16 protein-coding genes are annotated in these 18,955 nt (G+C 56.6%); 7 read left to right on the forward strand and 9 right to left on the reverse strand.

Going from position 1 to position 18,955, the window contains the following annotated elements:
* Nucleotides 1–24: 24 nt before the first annotated feature.
* The 7 genes from RMR21_RS20615 to RMR21_RS20645 form a co-directional block, all read right to left on the reverse strand.
* Nucleotides 25–306 (reverse strand): DUF2160 domain-containing protein, encoded by a 282-nt coding sequence (locus RMR21_RS20615; protein ID WP_498671275.1) that lies wholly within the window; start codon nt 304–306, stop codon nt 25–27.
* Nucleotides 307–321: 15 nt separating this feature from the next.
* Nucleotides 322–1,140, reverse strand: a complete 819-nt coding sequence (locus RMR21_RS20620; protein WP_178111639.1) for a carbohydrate ABC transporter permease — start codon at nt 1,138–1,140, stop codon at nt 322–324.
* A gap of 14 nt (nt 1,141–1,154) precedes the next feature.
* Nucleotides 1,155–2,021, reverse strand: a complete 867-nt coding sequence (locus tag RMR21_RS20625; protein WP_112501503.1) for a carbohydrate ABC transporter permease — start codon at nt 2,019–2,021, stop codon at nt 1,155–1,157.
* Nucleotides 2,022–2,024: 3 nt separating this feature from the next.
* A complete protein-coding gene (locus RMR21_RS20630) occupies nt 2,025–3,095 on the reverse strand; it encodes an ABC transporter ATP-binding protein (protein ID WP_498671276.1) in 1,071 nt (356 codons plus the stop codon).
* Nucleotides 3,096–3,107: 12 nt separating this feature from the next.
* Nucleotides 3,108–4,190 (reverse strand): ABC transporter ATP-binding protein, encoded by a 1,083-nt coding sequence (locus RMR21_RS20635; protein ID WP_498671277.1) that lies wholly within the window; start codon nt 4,188–4,190, stop codon nt 3,108–3,110.
* 72 nt (nt 4,191–4,262) lie between these two features.
* Complete coding sequence (gene glpD, locus RMR21_RS20640; RefSeq protein WP_498671278.1) at nt 4,263–5,774, reverse strand: glycerol-3-phosphate dehydrogenase; 1,512 nt, start codon at nt 5,772–5,774, stop codon at nt 4,263–4,265.
* Between the two features lie 102 nt (nt 5,775–5,876).
* Complete coding sequence (locus tag RMR21_RS20645; protein ID WP_498671279.1) at nt 5,877–6,656, reverse strand: DeoR/GlpR family DNA-binding transcription regulator; 780 nt, start codon at nt 6,654–6,656, stop codon at nt 5,877–5,879.
* Nucleotides 6,657–6,870: 214 nt separating this feature from the next.
* Here RMR21_RS20645 and RMR21_RS20650 point away from each other — a divergent pair, with 214 nt between their 5' ends.
* From RMR21_RS20650 to RMR21_RS20680, 7 genes are all read left to right on the forward strand, one after another.
* Complete coding sequence (locus RMR21_RS20650) at nt 6,871–8,469, forward strand: peptide ABC transporter substrate-binding protein (protein WP_498671280.1); 1,599 nt, start codon at nt 6,871–6,873, stop codon at nt 8,467–8,469.
* A gap of 132 nt (nt 8,470–8,601) precedes the next feature.
* Complete coding sequence (gene oppB, locus RMR21_RS20655; RefSeq protein WP_174155069.1) at nt 8,602–9,525, forward strand: oligopeptide ABC transporter permease OppB; 924 nt, start codon at nt 8,602–8,604, stop codon at nt 9,523–9,525.
* The gene (locus RMR21_RS20660) at nt 9,518–10,648 is read left to right on the forward strand and encodes an ABC transporter permease (protein WP_498671281.1); all 1,131 of its coding nucleotides are present in this window, start codon (nt 9,518–9,520) and stop codon (nt 10,646–10,648) included. Before oppB ends, RMR21_RS20660 begins: the two co-directional genes overlap by 8 nt.
* A 1-nt stretch (nt 10,649) precedes the next feature.
* Nucleotides 10,650–12,257 carry an ABC transporter ATP-binding protein gene (locus tag RMR21_RS20665; protein WP_498671282.1) on the forward strand — a complete coding sequence of 536 codons (1,608 nt, stop codon included), beginning with the start codon at nt 10,650–10,652 and terminating at the stop codon, nt 12,255–12,257.
* A gap of 121 nt (nt 12,258–12,378) precedes the next feature.
* Nucleotides 12,379–12,717, forward strand: coding sequence for a hypothetical protein (locus tag RMR21_RS20670; protein ID WP_498671283.1), 339 nt, complete (start codon nt 12,379–12,381; stop codon nt 12,715–12,717).
* Between the two features lie 152 nt (nt 12,718–12,869).
* A complete protein-coding gene (locus RMR21_RS20675; RefSeq protein WP_498671284.1) occupies nt 12,870–15,203 on the forward strand; it encodes a bifunctional diguanylate cyclase/phosphodiesterase in 2,334 nt (777 codons plus the stop codon).
* Nucleotides 15,204–15,458: 255 nt separating this feature from the next.
* Complete coding sequence (locus RMR21_RS20680; RefSeq protein WP_498671285.1) at nt 15,459–16,595, forward strand: polysaccharide biosynthesis/export family protein; 1,137 nt, start codon at nt 15,459–15,461, stop codon at nt 16,593–16,595.
* Nucleotides 16,596–16,632: 37 nt separating this feature from the next.
* Here the strand turns inward: RMR21_RS20680 and RMR21_RS20685 are convergent, their stop codons facing one another.
* Both RMR21_RS20685 and tagF read right to left on the reverse strand, forming a co-directional pair.
* Entirely contained in the window at nt 16,633–17,511 is an 879-nt protein-coding gene (locus tag RMR21_RS20685; protein WP_498671286.1) for a protein kinase domain-containing protein, read from the reverse strand.
* Nucleotides 17,495–18,916 (reverse strand): type VI secretion system-associated protein TagF, encoded by a 1,422-nt coding sequence (tagF, locus tag RMR21_RS20690; RefSeq protein ID WP_498671287.1) that lies wholly within the window; start codon nt 18,914–18,916, stop codon nt 17,495–17,497. Before tagF ends, RMR21_RS20685 begins: the two co-directional genes overlap by 17 nt.
* Between the last annotated feature and the right edge of the window lie 39 nt (nt 18,917–18,955).

Here is an 18,955-nt window from a genome sequence, read left to right on the forward strand (position 1 = left end):
CTCCCGGTATTCCCGTCAGCCAGCCTATACGAAGCGGAACACGCCAATCGCATAGACGACCGAAAGAGCCAGTGCCCACCACAGGCCGGGGCCGACGAGGCCGAGCCAACCGAGGTGGATGAATGCCGAACCCAGCAGCGAAACAAACAGGCGGTCGCCGCGTGTCGTCTCGAACCGGAGAATGCCGATGCGCGGATTGCCGCCAGGCGAGATATATTCCCAAACTGCCATACCGATCAGCAGCAGCAGAATGGTGAGAAAAAACAGCGCCGTTGGCAGCGTCCATGCCATCCAGGAAAAATTCATGATGCTTCTCCTTTCTCAGACGCGGCCGAGGGCAAAGCCCTTGGCGATGTAGTTTCGGACGAAATATATGACCAGCGCGCCGGGAATGATGGTTAGCACACCAGCTGCTGCCAGCACGCCCCAATCCATGCCGGAGGCTGAGACCGTGCGGGTCATGGTGGCGGCGATCGGCTTTGCCGCTGTTGTCGTCAATGTTCTGGCCAGCAGCAATTCGACCCACGAGAACATGAAGCAGAAGAAGGCCGCGACACCGATGCCGCTGGCAATCAGAGGCATGAAGATCTTCACGAAAAAGCGCGGGAAAGAATAGCCGTCGATATAGGCGGTTTCATCGATCTCTTTCGGCACGCCCGACATGAAGCCTTCGAGAATCCACACCGCCAAGGGAACGTTGAACAGGCAGTGGGCAATCGCGACCGCGATATGCGTGTCGATCAAACCGAAAGCGGAATACAGCTGGAAGAACGGTAGGGCGAAGACAGCAGGGGGTGCCATGCGGTTCGTCAAGAGCCAGAAGAACAGGTGCTTGTCGCCAAGGAAGCGATAACGCGAGAAGGCATAAGCGGCGGGCAGAGCGGCGGCAACCGAGATGACCGTGTTCATCACCACATAGATGATGGAGTTGATGTAGCCGTTGTACCAAGCAGGATCGGTGAAGATGATGGTGTAGTTTCGCAGCGTCGGGTTCTGCGGCCACAGCGAGAAAGCACCAAGAATTTCACCGTTCTCCTTGAAGCTCATATTCACCAGCCAATAGATCGGCAGCAGCAAGAACAGGATGTAGATCGTCGGGATGAGGAAGGAGAAGCGGGCGATGGATTTTGAATTGCTCATGATGGTCTCCTTTCTCAAGCCTGTTCGTCGCTGTTGGTCATGACGGTGTAGAAGATCCACGACAAAGCGAGGATAATCAGGAAGTAGATGATCGACATCGCCGCTGCCGGACCCAGATCGAACTGGCCGACGGCCATCTTCACGAGGTCGATGGAGAGGAATGTGGTGGAGTTACCAGGACCGCCGCCGGTCACGACGAAGGGTTCGGTGTAGATCATGAAACTGTCCATGAAGCGCAGCAAAACGGCAATCAACAGCACGCGCTTCATCTTCGGCAACTGAATGTAGCGGAAGACCGACCAGCGCGATGCGCCATCGATACGCGCCGCCTGATAATAGGCATCGGGTATGGAGACCAGACCAGCATAGCACAGCAATACGACAAGGCTCGTCCAGTGCCAGACATCCATGATGATGACGGTGGCCCAGGCATCGACCGGGTCCTGCGTATAATTATAGTCGATGCCAAGCATGGACAGGTAATGGCCGAGAAAGCCGATGTCGACGCGCCCGAAGACCTGCCAGATGGTGCCAACGACGTTCCACGGGATAAGAAGCGGCAGCGCCATCAGCACGAGGCAGACCGGCACGCCAAAGCCTGTCTTCGGCATGTTGAGCGCGATCAGAATGCCAAGCGGAATCTGGATCGCCAGAATGACGAAGGAGAAGATCAGGTTGCGCATCAGCGCATCCCAGAAGCGGGGCGAATGCAGCATCTGCACGAACCAGTCCGTTCCGGCCCAGAAGAACTGGTTGTTGCCGAACGTATCCTGAACCGAGTAGTTGACGACCGTCATCAATGGAATGACGGCGGAAAATGCCACCAGGATCAGAACCGGGATGACCAGAAACCACGCCTTGTTGTTGAACGTTTTTTCCATGGCTCAGACTCCCGTGCCAACGCGCCAGCTATCGGCGTAAATGCCGATGGCTTTCGGATCGAAGGTGACGCGCGGCTCTGAAGGAATATCGCCATCTTCAGGTACCACGACGGTCAGCGGATGTCCGGCAAAGCTGGCGCGGACAATCTTCTGGCGCCCGATATCCTCGACCTTGCTGATGCTCACCGGCATCCCGTCGCGACCCAGCGAGATGAATTCCGGGCGGATGCCGAGTTCGGTTTTTGCGCCGGACGTTACGCTCGGTGCTGCGTCCAGCAAGACATGCTGATCGCCTATTTTCGCCTGTGCGCCATCCAGTGATACCGGCATGAAATTCATGCCGGGCGAACCGATGAAGTAACCGACGAAGGTGTGGCTTGGTCGCTCGAACAATTCAGCGGGCGTGCCGATCTGCACAATCTGGCCGTCATACATGACGACGACCTTGTCGGCGAAGGTCATCGCTTCGGTCTGGTCATGCGTGACATAGACCATGGTGAAACCGAACTGCTTGTGCAGCCGCTTCAACTGAGAGCGCAGCACCCATTTCATATGCGGGTCGATCACCGTCAAAGGTTCATCGAACAGGATGGCGTTGACATCGTCGCGGACGAGGCCTCGGCCCAGCGAAATCTTCTGCTTCTGGTCCGCTGTCAGGCGATTGGCGCGACGCTTTGCCATCGCGCCAAGGTCGATCATCTCAAGGATTTCGTTGACGCGACGATCCACATCCGTCTCTGCTACGCCGCGATTGCGCAGTGGAAAGGCCAGATTGTCGTAGACCGTCATGGTGTCGTAGATCACCGGAAACTGGAACACCTGCGCAATGTTACGCTGCTCCGTCGGCAGGTTCGTCACGTCCTTGCCATCGAACAAAATGCGGCCATCTGATGGATGGATCAGGCCGGAAATGATGTTGAGCAAAGTGGTCTTGCCGCAGCCGGATGGGCCGAGCAGCGCATAGGCACCACCATCGCTCCACTCGTAATCCACCTCCTTCAAAGCATAATCGTTGGCTGCCTTGGCTTTGGCGTTGTAGGCGTGGCGGATATGATCGAGACTGATGCGTGCCATGATCTCTTCTCCTCACGCGGCTGCTTGTTGCGGGGTCGCAAGTGAGCGGCCATTCGCATCGAACGCCATCAGATGGCAGGTATCGAGGTAGACATCGACCTGACGGTCCGGTTCGATATCGAGAATACCGCGCGTCAGCATGACCCAGCGGTTGCCTGCGTAATCCAGATGTACGAAGCTTTCCGAACCGGCGATTTCCGAGATCAGCGTCTTTGCAGCCAGCTTGACCGCGCCGCCATGCGACGGTGACGGATAAAGGTGGTGGGGATGGAACGCCAAAGTCACGGGGCCATCGGCAATGCTCGAAAGATGCGCAGGCACCGGAAACGCTGGCTCGCCGTTGAGCAGAAACGAGCCGCCCGCACGCGTCACGGTGATGATGTTCAGCGGCGGGTCGGCAAACGTCTTGGCCGAGACGAGATCGACCGGGTTTCTGTAGAGCTCGATGGTGCTGCCATATTGGGCGATGTGCCCCTGGTGCATGGTTGCGGTGTTGCCGCCCAAAAGCAGCGCTTCGGATGGCTCGGTCGTTGCGTAGACAAAGATAGCGCCTGATAGCGCGAAGATCTTCGGCAGTTCCTCACGCAACTCTTCGCGCAGCTTGTAATCGAGATTGGCCAAGGGCTCGTCCAACAGAACGAGACTGGCATTCTTCACAATCGCGCGGGCCAGCGCCGTGCGCTGCTGCTGTCCACCGGAGAGGTTCAGCGGCGTACGGTCGAGATAGGGCGTTAGCCGCAGCATGTCGGCAGCGCGGCGCACTTCCCGATCGATCGTTGCCTTGTCCTTTTTGGCGATGCGCATCGGGGAGGCGATGTTTTCGTAAACGGTGAGCGCCGGATAGTTGATGAACTGCTGGTACACCATGGCGACGCTGCGATCCTGTACACGCTTGCCGGTCACGTCAGTGCCATCGAACAGCAATTGCCCCTCGGTCGGTTTGTCCAGACCGGCCATCAGCCGCATCAGCGATGTTTTTCCAGAAAGCGTCGGCCCCAGCAGCACATTCAGCGTGCCCCGCTTGAGGGTCAGATTGGTTGGGTGGATGTGGTAATCACCACCCACCATCTTGGCGATATTGCGCAATTCCAGCATGCTGTCCCGAGGCCTCCCAACCTGCAAGAAATCTGCTTCAAAGTTTCAAACGCTTGCCAAACACGGCACGCATCAAGCGGCGATAGCTGTCGCCATGTAAGTATCCAGCGCGACCACTTCCTCCTTGGAGAAATGTAGCCCCTGCTTTGTTCTGCGCCACAGCACGTCGTCGCTGCTTCTGGCCCATTCCTGCCGTATCAACCACTCGATTTCGCACTCGTAGAGATCGCCACCGAAATGCTGTCCAAGCGCCTCCGTGCTCGCCGCATTTCCCAGGATCGCATTTGCCTTCGTTCCATAGAGACGCACCAGTCTGCGCGCCTGACGCTCGGATAGAAAGCTATATTTTGCGCTGAGCTTTTTGACCTCCGCTTCATAGCCGGTCGCTGCGAAGTCGCCGCCTGGAAGCGAACTCTTGGCCGTCCAAGGCTTGCCCTTTTCGCCAATAGCTTCTGCCACCTTCTCCAACGCGTGTTCCGCCAAGCGACGATAGGTTGTCAGCTTGCCTCCGAACACGTTGAGAAGAGGCGCCTGGCCATCAGCATTTTCAAGCTTCAACACGTAGTCGCGTGTTGCTTCCTGCGCACTGGACGCACCGTCGTCAAACAGCGGGCGCACCGCCGAATAGGTCCAGACGATATCGTCTTTCGTGACCGGCTCGGCAAAGTATTCACTGGCGGCGTTGCACAGATAATCCGTCTCTTCGCCGCTGATTTTCACATCTGCCGGATCGCCCGTATAATCCCGATCAGTTGTGCCGATCAACGTGAAATCCGTCTCGTAGGGGATCGCAAAAATGATGCGGTTGTCGGGGTTCTGGAAAAAATAGGCCCTGACATCGTTGAACTTCTTTTTCACGATGATGTGGCTGCCCTGAACCAGCCGGACGTTGTGAACCTGGTTTTTGCCTGCCGCGTTGGACAAAACATTGTCCACCCAAGGGCCTGATGCGTTGACCAGCATGCGCGACTGAATGGTCTTGACCGTGCCGGTCGCCGTATCCTTTACATCAATATTCCACAATGCGCCTTCGCGGCGAACCGACGTTACCTTGGCGCGGCTCATAATGTCTGCGCCACGGTCGGCAGCATCCCGCGCATTCAGAACGACGAGGCGAGCGTCATCCACCCAGCCATCGGAATACTCAAAGGCTTTGGTGAAGAGTGGCTTCAACGGCTTGCCTGCCGGATCGCGGCGCATGTCGAGGGATTTCGTGGCTGGCAGCAGCTTGCGACCACCCAGATGATCATAGAGGAAAAGACCAAGCCGAATGAGCCAAGCCGGACGGATGCCACCCTTGTGAAACGGCAGAACGAATCGCATCGGCCAGATAATGTGCGGGGCCATGGCCCAGAGAACTTCGCGCTCCATCAGCGCTTCGCGTACAAGGCGGAACTCGTAATGTTCGAGATAGCGAAGACCACCGTGGATGAGCTTGGTTGCGCCTGAAGAGGTGCCCGAGGCAAAGTCGTTCATCTCGGCAAGGGTTACGGAATAGCCGCGACCTGCGGCGTCACGGGCAATGCCGCATCCGTTGATGCCTCCACCGATCACGAAAATATCGCGAACCGCCTGCTCCGTCACGTCAATCTCCCTAGCGCGACTTTTCGCCGCTTATTCTTGGAATTCGAAATTGGGGTGAGTTAAAATGAAAACAAAGTGAATGTCAAACGAATGTTAATCGTTTCAGTTTTCAGGCTTCGACCGTTCGGTTTCCATCAAACGAACGTCGTTTTCCGTGCAGATTGCTTTTATGGATTCAAGAGGACAGTGGTCCGTGATGAAGGTGTGCACCTGCGAGAGATGGCCGATTCTGACCGGTGCTGTACGGTCGAATTTGCTGGAGTCGGACACCAAAATGACATGGCGTGCATTGGCGATAATCGCTTGCGCCACCTTGACCTCGCGAAAGTCGTAATCGAGCAGAGCGCCATCCCTGTCGATAGCCGATACGCCGATTACAGCATAATCCACCTTGAACTGGCGGATGAAGTCCACGGCGGCCTCGCCGACAATGCCGCCATCTGTACCGCGCACAACGCCACCGGCGATCACGACCTCGATACCGGGATATATGCGTAATCTGTTGGCAACATTGATGTTATTGGTGATGACCATCAGCTCTTCATGTTCGACCAATGCCTCGCCGACCGCTTCGGTGGTTGTGCCGATGTTGATGAACAGTGATGATTTATTGGGAATGATTTCGGCTGCTGCGCGTCCTATAGCCTGTTTTTCCGCGGCTGCAATCGAGCGTCGCGCTTCGTATTTCACATTTTCCGTGCTGCTGGGAAAGATCGCGCCGCCATGGATTCGTGTCAGTGCGCGGGCTTCGCAAAGATCGTTCAGATCCTTGCGGATCGTCTGCGCCGTGACTGAAAATCGCGAGGCCAAATCGTCGACGCTGACCTTGCCCTCGGATTTTGCGAGGTCGATGATATCAAGCTGACGTGATGAGAAAAACATGGATGCTTCTACCCGACAATATCTGTGGACTTTCGTTTTATTTCATTTTTTCTGAAAACGAAAGTGTGGGCTGAGACCGGTTTGGAGAAAGGTTTTCCACAACTACCCAGCTCGGGAGAGTTCTAATTTGTCCGCCTGATAAATATTGGGGTTGCGCCTCGGCGGATTTTGTCCTTGTTTGCGCGCTCTCACACTTTATGGGGAAATTAAAAAAATGCAGACTATAAAAACAACAACGCGCGCCGCAATCCTGCTCGGCTCGCTTCTGATTGGCGCCAGTTCAGCTCTTGCAGAAACCGTTCTGCATCGTGGAAATTCCGGGGAGCCACAAACTCTCGATCAGGCGCAGACGTCGATCGATATCGAAGCTTTCATCGTTAAGGATCTTTATGAGGGTCTGACCACCTATAGTGCCGATGGTAAGATCATTCCCGGTACCGCCGAGAGCTGGACCTTGTCTGAGGACGGCACGGTTTACACATTCAAACTGCGCGAAAATGCCAAATGGTCCGACGGTACGCCTGTCACAGCTGGGGACTTCGTGTTCTCCTATCAGCGCGTCGAAGACCCGAAGACGGCGGCGAAATACGCAAACATTCTTTATCCCATCAAGAATGCCGAAAAGATCAACAAGGGCGAAGCCAAGCTTGAAGAGCTCGGTGTGAAGGCCGTGGACGCGAAAACGCTCGAAATCACGCTTGAGCGCGCGACACCTTTCTTCCTCGAACTGCTTGCACACCAGACCGCGCTGCCGGTTTCCAAGGCTAGCGTCGAAAAGAACGGCGCCGATTTCGTCAAGCCTGGCATTATGGTGTCGAACGGTGCCTACACGCTTCAGGCCCATGTGCCCAATGACAGCTTGACAGTCGTCAAGAACCCGAACCACTGGGATGCTGCCAACACCAAGATCGACAAGGTCATCTTCTACCCGATCGACGATCAGGCCGCTTCCGTTCGTCGCTTCGAAGCCAAGGAAATGGACCTTGCCTATAACTTCTCGGCAGATCAGCTAGATCGTCTGCGCAAGTCTTATGGCGATCAGGTCCACGTGTCTCCGACACTTGCAACATACTATTACACCTTCGATACACGCGAAGCACCGTACAACGATGTACGCGTTCGTCGCGCACTTTCCATGGCCGTTGACCGCGACTTCCTCGCCAAGGAAATCTACAGCGGATCGCAGCTTCCGTCCTATTCCATGGTTCCGCCCGGCATGGGCAGCTACGGCGATCCTGCAAAGGCTGATTTCGCCTCCATGTCGCAGCTCGACCGTGAAGACGAAGCCGTGAAACTCATGAAGGAAGCCGGTTACGGTGAGGGCGGCAAGCCGCTGTCCGTCGAAATCCGTTACAACACCAACCCGAACCACGAGCGTGTGGCGACAGCCGTTGCCGATATGTGGAAGACCACATTCGGTGCCAACGTCTCGTTGGTCAACCTCGACGTCGCATCGCACTACGGCTACCTGCAGGAAGGCGGCAAGTTCAACGTGGCACGTGCCGGCTGGGTTGCCGACTACGCGGACGCTGAAAACTTCCTCGCGCTGTCTGTCTCGTCCAACAAGACCTTCAACTATTCGAAGTTCAACAATCCTGAATTCGATGCCCTGATGAAGAAGTCCTATGACGAGAAAGATCCTGCCGCTCGCAACAAGATCCTGCACGAGGCGGAGACCATCCTCATGAAGGAACAGCCGGTTGCGCCGTTCCTGACGCAGGCGGATCTCTGGCTGGTTTCCAACCGCGTCAAGGGCTGGGTGGACAATGCCAACAATGAGCACCTCAGCCGCTTCCTGAGCGTTTCCGAATAAGCAGTGCTGCCACGGTGGTTCTGAAACATGTCGCGCATCACTGCGCGACATGCTTGCGAGAACGGGTTAAAGTCACAGCGGGTGAAATTCCGCTGACCTTCGCCGCCGTGCCATGCCGGAGCCTGAAATATTATGATCTCTTTCGTTCTGCGCCGTTTGGCGAGCGCCGTGCCGACGCTGTTTATCGTCGTCACGATTTCTTTTTTTCTGATGCGGTTTGCGCCCGGCGGCCCGTTCAACCTTGAACGTCCACTGCCCCCGCAAACCATGGAAAACCTGATGAGAACCTATCATCTGGATGAACCATTGTGGCGTCAGTACCTTATCTACATGAAAAACGCCGTGACCGGCGATTTCGGCCCCAGCTATATCTACAAGGACAACACCGTTGCCCAACTGATCGGCAAGGGTCTGCCCTATTCGTTGGAACTCGGTTTCTATGCACTGCTATTGGCGTTGATCGGTGGCGTGCTGGCTGGCACCTTCGCTGCGCTTCGGCAGAACAGCTTTTTCGATTTTTCGCTCATGTCGTTTTCGACCGTCGGCGTGACCGTACCCAACTTCGTCGTCGCACCCGTGCTAACGCTGGTCTTTGCCGTTCTGCTTGGTCTTTTGCCCGCCGGAAGCTGGGGCGATGGTTCGCTGCGCTATCTCCTGTTGCCGATGATTGCGCTGGCGCTGCCGCAGCTTGCCGTTATCGCGCGGCTGACGCGTGGATCGATGATCGAGGCCTTGCGGATGGATCATATTCGCACCGCCAAGGCGTATGGTTTGCCTGCTCGAACCGTCGTGATCGTCCATGCCATGCGCGCGGCAATGCTGCCGGTGGTTTCCTATCTTGCACCTTGCGCTGCGGCACTTCTCACAGGGTCTGCCGTCATCGAAACCATCTTCACCATTCCTGGTGTCGGGCGGTATTTCGTGCTGGGCGCTATCAATCGTGACTATACGCTCGTCATGGGAACGGTCGTTCTCATCGCGCTCTTCGTCATCGTTTTCAATCTGGTGGTCGATATTCTGTACGGCCTTCTTGATCCGAGGGTCAGACATGACTGATATCCCCGGCACATCAGCCGTTTCTCCTTCGGTGAAAAGCCGAAGCCTCTTCCAACTCGCAACCATGCGTTTCCGACGAAACACAGCCGCTATGGCCGGTTCGGTCATGCTGGTGCTGATCACGCTGTTTTCGTTTCTGGGGCCGCATTTCCTCACCCACACCTATGATCAGGTGTTTTCGTCCTACGTCTCGGTACCGCCCAGCCTCGAAGCCCGGCCCGATGCCGATAGTCTTCAGGGTGTGATGGACGGGGTTGCCGGTCGTGCACGCGTTGACCTCAAGGAGTTCGCGGTCGAAGGCCAGAAATTTACGGCGACCGTGACGTCGTCCAGCCAGATCGATCCGCGCACGACGCGTTATTTCGACCGCGCCAACGAATTTGATAACACCAAGGTCGTGGCCACCGAAGACGATGGTCGCACGCTGAAAATCGAAGGCGATGTAAACCGCGAATATTTCTTCTTCGGCACCGATAGCAACGGTCGCGATCTCTTGGTTCGTGTCATGCTGGGCGGTCAGATCTCGATTGCCGTCGGCGTTCTGGCAAGCCTCGTCTCGCTGGGTATTGGAGTCGTTTACGGCGCGACCGCCGGCTATATCGGCGGGCGTGTCGACAATGCGATGATGCGCTTCGTGGAAATTCTCTATTCGCTGCCTTTCGTATTTCTCGTTGTCGTGCTCGTCGTGTTCTTCGGGCGAAGTTTCATTCTGATCTTCCTCGTCATCGGGGCGGTGGAATGGCTGGATATGGCGCGTATCGTGCGCGGGCAGACGCTGGCGTTGAAACGGCGTGAATTCGTTGGAGCGGCGCAAGCATTGGGACTGACGGACTGGCAGATCATCCGCCGCCACATCATCCCCAACACCATCGGACCGGTGGTCGTTTTCGTGACTGTGGTCGTGCCGAAGGTCATTCTTCTGGAAAGTTTCCTCTCCTTCCTGGGCCTTGGTGTACAGGCACCATTGACGAGCTGGGGGGCGCTGATTTCCGAAGGTGCGAGCAATATGCAGTCGGCTCCATGGCTGCTGATATTCCCGGCGACCTTCTTCGTGCTGACGCTGTTTTCTCTGAACTTTGTGGGCGACGGTCTGCGTGACGCGCTCGATCCTAGGGATCGCTGACATGAATACGACATCTGACAACATCCTGACCGTGCGCGGTCTCAAGGTCGATTTCACCACGCCAGATGGTGATGTGAACGCCGTTAAGGGTATCGATCTCGACGTGAAAGCGGGAGAGACACTGGCCGTCGTGGGTGAATCCGGCTCCGGCAAAAGCCAGACGATGATGGGGATCATGGGTCTGCTGGCTGCCAATGGTCGTGTTCAGGGCTCTGCGAAATACCGGGGACGCGAACTCGTCGCGTTGCCTGTGGATGAGCTGAACAATATCAGGGGCGCGAAGATCACGATGATCTTTCAGGAGCCAATGACGTCGCTCGACCCGCTCTACAAGATCGGCAAGCAGATCGCCGAGCCGATCATTCACCATCGCGGAGCCAGCAAAGCCGAAGCACGGGCACGCGTTTTGGAACTGCTGACGCTCGTCGGTATTCCTGATCCGAACAGGCGGATCGATAGCTACCCGCACGAGTTGTCGGGTGGTCAGCGCCAGCGCGTGATGATCGCCATGGCGCTGGCCAACGAGCCGGACCTTCTGATCGCAGACGAACCGACCACTGCTCTTGATGTCACCATTCAGGCGCAAATCCTCGACTTGCTGAAATCGCTTCAGCAGCGTTTCGGCATGGCGGTGGTGCTCATCACGCACGATCTGGGTGTCGTCCGTCACTTCGCCGACCGGGTTGCGGTTATGCGGCGTGGCGAAATCGTCGAGACGGGATCGACCGAGGATATTTTCGAGCGTCCGCAGGCCGATTATACCAAGATGCTTCTGGATGCCGAACCCAGTGGTCACAAGCCACCGGTCGGCGCGGATGCGCCGATTGTCTTGTCCGGTCAGAATGTGACGGTTGACTACGAGATACCTGGCGGTCTTTTTGCCAGGGCCAGTGCGTTTCGAGCGGTCGAGGGTGTCACCGTCAATCTGCGCCAGGGGCAGACGATCGGTATCGTTGGTGAGTCCGGTTCGGGAAAATCGACGCTGGGCCGCGCACTGCTGCGCCTGACGCCCTCCACGGGGCGGTTGTTCTTTGGCAAGACTGAAATTTCCGGTCTCGACAGAAAGGCCATGCGGCCGATGCGGCGTCAGCTTCAGCTGGTGTTTCAGGACCCGTACGGTTCGCTTTCTCCACGCCAGACTGTGGGTGAAATCATCACCGAAGGTCTGTATGTCCATGCCCCGGAACTCAGCCGCGCCCAGCGTGACAAGCGAGCCGTCGAAGCTTTGACGGAAGTGGGGCTCGATCCAGCGGCCCGCAACCGTTATCCGCATGAGTTCTCAGGCGGCCAGCGCCAGCGCATTGCCATCGCGCGCGCCATCATCCTCAAGCCGGATGTGGTTATTCTCGATGAACCGACCTCCGCGCTTGACCGATCGGTGCAAGGACAGGTGATTGACCTGTTGCGTGATCTGCAAACGGCGCATGGCCTGTCCTATATCTTCATCAGTCACGACTTGTCGGTGATCAAGGCAATCGCGGACTACGTCATTGTCATGAAGGATGGAAGGATCGTCGAGGAGGGAGAGACCGATGACGTCTTCAACAACCCGACTGCCGATTATACCAGGACTCTGATCCAGTCAGCCTTTACGGCCGATGCTGCATAAACCCTATCCCGGCCTCGTTGCCGGGATTTTTCTTGGCGTTTGCAGGGAACAAGCAATCCAGCTGCACGTTATTACCCCTGAAAATTCATATGTGCCCCGATCAGGGCACGCAGGAGGGAATATGTTCAAGGTATTGCAGATTACGGGTCTTGCCGTTGTCATGGCAGCGTCTGGTATTGCGATGACGGCTCCAGCCAAAGCTCAGGATATGGAATTGCAGATTGGTCGTGACGGCATCCGTCCTGTCATCCGCGACCGCGATATGGATCGCCGTGGTCCGCCACGTGACCGCGACCGCGGTTGCAGTGAGCGCGAAGCCCGCGCTGCCGCCCGTGCATCCGGTCTTCGCGATCCGGAAATTGTCCGCGTGACACCACGCCGGGTTGTCGTCGAAGGCTTCACGCGTCGCGGCCAGGACACGATCACATTTGCAAACGTTCGCGGTTGCCCCGAAATCTGAGCCATCTGAATTGTCAAAAGTGCGTCTTACTGAAACCCGCCATGTGCGGGTTTCTTTGCGTTCAAGCCATAGACGACAATTTGGATTAGTAATTTCTAAAGTTAGCTGTACTAATAAACATAGCTAGTTGTTCACTATTGAGGATGGGTGCGGTGTTTGCTGTACTTGAATGCGTTGCGTCACAACACGATCAACATACTGTTGCCCTTGCTGCCGTCATCGCTCTTCTAGGGATGTTGTCCTTCTTCCATCTGCTTCTTCGCGCAGATGAAAGTCCCTTGAAACGACGCCCCTACTGGGCATTGGTTGCAGCGGTCGCATCGGGCCTCAGCGTATGGGCGACGCACTTCATCGCCATGCTCGCCTATCAGGGTAGTCTGCCAATCGGTTTCGATCTTCCGTTTACAGCTTTGTCTGCGGTGGTTGCTGTTGCAGGGTTCTGGCTCAGTCTGCAATTTCTGTGGCACAAGACGGGTGCGGCGGTTTTGTCCGGCACGATCATAACGGCGACCGTCGCTACCATGCATTTCATTGGTATGGCCGGAATGCAGGTTGCAGCGACACTTGAATATCGCGTCGTACCGATTCTGGTCGGCACCGCCTTAGCGGCTGCCTTTTTCATCGGGTCCTTTATCTTCTTCAAGCGCCTGCGGGGGTGGAAGCAGATCGCTACCGCCGCTCTTGCATCCATAATCGGTGTGCTTATCCTGCACTTCACCGCGATGTCATCGACCATTCTCGTCCCGGATCCCAGCATCGTCGGGCCACTTGCTGACAGCCTTGATCGCATGTTTTTGATGGCGGCCATCAGCGGCGTCACATTCGTAGCGTTGGCGCTTACCGGTGCTGCCGCATTGGTAGACCGTTATCTGGTCGATTTGAAAGGCCTGGTCGGAGCGACGCTGGATGGCTTGGCGGTTGTCCGGGACGGCCGCATCGTTGAGGTCAACAGTCGCTTTGCCGCGCTTTTCGATACCAGTGAGGCCTCGCTTATTGGTGAAAACGCCGATGACCTGATGCATGCCGATGATGGTATTGCTGCACATCTTCCCCGCGTTTCAGCGATCGAGGCCGTCCCGAACAGGGGTGACAGGTCTCGGACGTTTGAGCTTGCCGTTCGAACGATCGAATATCGAGGCCGTCCCTGCGAGGTCATGGCAGTTCGTGACCTGACCGAGAAACGCCGTGCTTTGCGGGAGATCGAGTATCTGGCTCGGCACGATGTTTTGACCTCTCTCGCCAACCGCAAACTGTTCCAGGAGAGGTTGAGCAACCATATCGCCATCGCACAGACCGATGACGAATTCGCGCTTCTGTCTCTCGATCTCGATCGGTTCAAAGCCGTCAACGACCTTTTCGGACACGCCGAAGGCGACCGTGTTCTCAAGGACGTCGCGCGGATATTGCAGCAGACCGCGCGGCCTGGTGATCTGGTGTCCAGGCTGGGGGGAGACGAGTTCGTCATACTGACGACATTCGGCACGACAGCCGAAGATGCACGCGAACTCGGTGAGCATATTCTGGCGACGTTTCGGCAGGAGATGGACTACGTCAGCGATCCAACCGCTGTCGGCATAACGATTGGCATCGCCACCTTTCCGGGAAATGGCAATGACATCGAAACGTTGATGCACGCAGCGGATCTCGCTCTCTACCGTGCCAAGATCAATGGTCGCGGCATCATCGCTTTTTACGATCCGGCGATGGATCAGGAAACCAAGGAAAAGCGGCGGCTGGAGTCCGATCTTCGCCAAGCCATCAGCCGCAATGAACTCGAACTTCTGTATCAACCGGTTCACTCTGTGGAGAACGGCGAGGTTGCCGGCTATGAAGCGTTGGTGCGGTGGCGGCACCCCACGCGCGGGATGGTCCCTCCGGATGTCTTCATCCCTATTGCAGAAGAAAGCGGCATCATCATTGCGCTGGGAGAGTGGATATTGCGGGAGGCCTGCTCAACAGCTGTTCGCTGGAAGCCGCATATCAAACTGGCGGTGAATGTATCTCCTGTGCAGTTTTCGCTTGCCAACCTTTCCTACACCATCTGCTCGGTCTTGAAGGAAACCGGCTTGGCGCCTTCACGTCTTGAACTGGAGATGACGGAGGCTGCGCTTTTGAAAGACAGGGCAGTGACGCTGGCGACCATGCGACAATTGAAGGCACTGGGCGTCACGATCGTGATGGATGACTTTGGGACAGGTTATTCCTCGCTCAGCAATCTGCGCAGTTTCCCGTTTGACAAGATCAAGATCGACCGGAGCTTCATTGCAGCCATGAAGCATGACGAAAATGCCCACTCGATCGTGCGCGCCATCATCGGCCTGGGCCGCAGCCTCGACCTTCCGGTCACGGCTGAAGGGATCGAGACAGACAGCCAGTACCGAATGGTCGTCGATGAAGGATGCACGCAGGCGCAGGGCTATCTTTTCGGACGGCCGGGAAGAGTACCGTCTCGCAACAAGCAGGTGGAAAAAGCGGAGGTCAATTAGACGGCGGCGACCTCTTGCTCCCCGCGCTCCTTCGGCTAAAAAAGGTGGCGACACGAGCTAAAAATTTACGTTTTGTGAATCATTCATAGCGTCCATTTTCCGCGCTAAAGCATGACGTTACGGAACTGGTTGCCAATTGGCCACACAGGGTGATTCACATACTATTCCTTTTTCAATTTTCAGCTTCAAAGTTGTTGCGACTTAACCTCTTGGTGCTATTCCTGCGTGTAAGCGATTCTTTCATGGGGATATGGGATGAAGAAGGTTGTTTCGGTTCTTCTGTTGGCTTTGCTGAGCAGTTGTGCAAAGCCGTCGGATGGGCCGACCGCAGGCAATATTCGGTCTGCAAAACTTCCCCAGACCAATGAGCGAATTCGTGTCGTAGAGCTTGCCAATGCTCCTGCTGCATCCGTTTCTCCGTCGCTTGTCGAAAGCGCTTCAGGCCCGGGTCTGGCTGGGCTTCGCAACACAGGCTACAATGCCCAGCGTCTGCGTCGCGGCGATGTCATCGACATCACAGTGCTGGATACCGGCGAAGATGGGCTGTTCTCATCCACCCAGAGCAAGACACTCAATCTCGGACGCTTCACGGTTGACCAGAGTGGCAATGTCAACCTGCCTTTCGTGGGCAAAAAACGCGTTGTTGATTCCACACCCGAAGGGCTTCAGTCTCAGGTCGTGTCAGGACTCAAGGGTTCGGCAGTCAATCCACAGGCTGTCGTCACCGTGGTCGATAAGCCGACGAGTGCCGTCATGTTGAGCGGTGCGGTAAAGACGCCCGGCAAGATCGCGTTGACCGCCCGCCAGGAGCGTGTGCTCGACGTCATCAACCAGGCCGGTGGGCCAGCGGTTGCACCAAGTGCGGCGACTGTGACCGTTGTGCGTGGCACGCAACGTGCGAGCGCATCCTTGGATCGCATCACGCGGGAAGACCGCCAGAACATTCGCGTATCGCCTGACGACCAGATCATGATCGATGGCGAGGCGTCCAGCATCACAGCTCTGGGTGCTTTCAAGAGCGCTGGAGAATTCCAGTTCGAAACCGGAAAGCTGACCCTGGCCCAGGCCGTTGGCCGAGCCGGTGGCCTGCTGGACGATCGTGCGGATGCGCGTAACGTCTACGTCTTCCGCAATGAAATCGTTCAGTCGCCATCGACCGCTGTTGCTGGATCAAAGGGACCTGCGGCTGTCGCAACGAGCATCAGGCCGGTGATTTATCACGTCAACATGCGAGACGCGTCCAGCATCGTTCTCATGCAGATGTTCCAGATGCAGAAGGGCGATGTCCTCTATGCCAGCAACGCACCTCTCGTCGACACGGCGAAGCTGCTGACGGTCTTCCAGAAGAGTGCCGCGACAGCGGCCGCACCGCAGCCTGGCTCATCCAACTGAGTTTCGCCTGACAGAAAGCCTTGCATCGGCAAACCGCTCATTGGTTATGATTAAGAAGGCTCAATGCGTCCTCGGCATTCTGAGGGCGTTTATTAGCCTCTTCTCGCGTGCAGGTGTCTCCAAATCGAGAAATCACCAACGCGTCTTCAGCGCGCAGACCTGTCATCAGGCGTGAAGCCAGCCGTCCGACGGCATAGATATCCTGAACCGGGTGGGCCGCCGCTCCTGCGAGTTGTTCTGGGGCTGAAAACTCCGGTGAACCTGCAATGGCAATTCCAAGATCGCGATGCCGCTCTCCGGTTCGCAGCGTGATGCCGAAATCTCCAAGCCTCGCTTTCGCCAGGTTCTCTTCGGGCATCACGATATTGCCTGCGGTGACATCGCAGTGGACGTAGCCTGCGTCGTGCAGGAACGATAGCGCCTGCAATATCATCTGAAGAAGGCCCAGTATTTCCTCTGGTTGGAGGTTCCGGGTCTTCAAAAGCGAGGCGAGAGAAACGGGCGCCCAAGGTTGCAACAAGCCGGGGCGACCATCTCCCAGCCGCAGGAGCGCGGAGGTTTCCTGCACGGCAGGATGGCGCAGACCAAGGCCGATTTTAGCTTCCCGCCGTAGTCTCTGGGCGAGGAACTGGTCATCTCGCTTTCCAACCGGCATCGTTTTGATTGCGAAATAATCGCCCAGATCGCGTTGTGTGACCCGCAATATCTGTGTCGTCCCGCTTTCATATGAAACGGCGTCGACCGCAAAACTTCCCTCGATGAATACGGCACTTTGTTCAGATAGACGTTCCGTTCTGCGATCAAGGGCGTCGCGAACGCGGTCGGTCATATCTTGTGGAGCGTGTGATGCACGGATCGCTGTCAGAAGTTGCGAAAAACGCTCTGAAACATCACGATCGTTATCCGCGTCGTTCAAGCCGGTCTCCGATGACGATGGCACTGATGTTTTCACGCACGTTCTCGATCAATGCTTCCTGCATCAAGGCATTCGCGCAGTCGTTGATCGGCGTGTCGTGCAGGATTTCGGCGACCACGCGTTCCTTGAGTGCCTGCATCAGCGGATAACTGCACAATAGGAGCCTGTCATTTGTTCCGAATTCCTCACTGGCGTTGCTGGGTCGGAACTGTTGCGCGTGACCAACGCATTGGGAAAGCTGCTTTTTCATGCCAACGATGACATGATCGCGTGAGAGGAGATGCATCGTCCCGTCGCGCAACAGGTAGGCCCGGGTGTCACCAGACCAGAGAACGGTGAGCGTTCGGCCGACAATGGACGCGACAACGACACTTGCCAAAGGTCTCGTTGTTTCCGCCGAAATCTGACGGGACAGGAGCAGACTGTTGACCGTACCGAGTTTGCCCTTGATGTCCTGTGCTACGCTGTCTGGATGGTCGCTATCTGCAACATCGGTCAGCGCGTTCGTCGTCAGTCTCGCTGCTTCCACGGCGGGGTTGCCGTCCCCGATGCCGTCGGCAATGGCAAATAATGTTGGAGATTTGGAGACGAAAAGGGCGTCGGCATTGACGCTGAGCCGCGTTCCTGGATGTGTCGCATAGCTATAGACAATGTTTGGTGAAGGTGCGTGTTTTGGCTTCGGCTCCTGTGCCACTGCACCTTTCGGGACGATGGTGGGTCGTTGGCTCTTTGGGGACAGATCGGTTTCTGTTTTGGCCGCAGATGTGTTTTCCTCCGGTGCCGATGTCCTGAACAGCCGGACAAAGTCTGTCGTGGCCGGCCTGCCGTCAATCTTGATGCCACGGGGCCTGCGGCTTTCGTGGTCGATGTGCCACCAGAGGCTGGTGGGCTGACCGGATGTAGGGGCGGGGAGAGTATCGTCATCCTCACGCGGTTTCGGCATGCGCAGGCGCTTCACGGACATCGTGAATCGGGACATGTCGAAATCCGACGTCAGGGAGGTTTCCGCAAGTGCTTCGGCGGCCATGAACCACGTCTCGTCAAGATAGAGCGCCTTTGGGTGGTCTTTGAAATCTCCAAGTTGTGCCAGAATGACAAGTGGATATTTACGGCCCACACGGTCTCTGCTCGGCATGAGCACGCCGGTATAGGCGTGGCGGCCCCAGACGCCGCGCTCTATGATGAAGCGGATGGGTGGGAATGTGGAAAATACCGCGGTCCAGCGATCGACAAAAACATCGGCGCAGGCATGCATGCCAGAGCGTAGCCAGCCATCGATCGCGCTGATCAACTCGCGGTCCAGCCCTTCGGAGATAAAATCACCATGACTGGGAATTTTTCCGAAAAAGCCGATCCGATCTGTCTCGACCGCGGCTTTGACGGGTTTTGCAACCGGCTTGGCCATCAGCCCGGCAAAGCAGTTTCGGAATGCGTCTGTTTAGTG

This window comes from Agrobacterium sp. rho-8.1 (genome assembly GCF_033957725.1).
Classification (GTDB): domain Bacteria; phylum Pseudomonadota; class Alphaproteobacteria; order Rhizobiales; family Rhizobiaceae; genus Agrobacterium.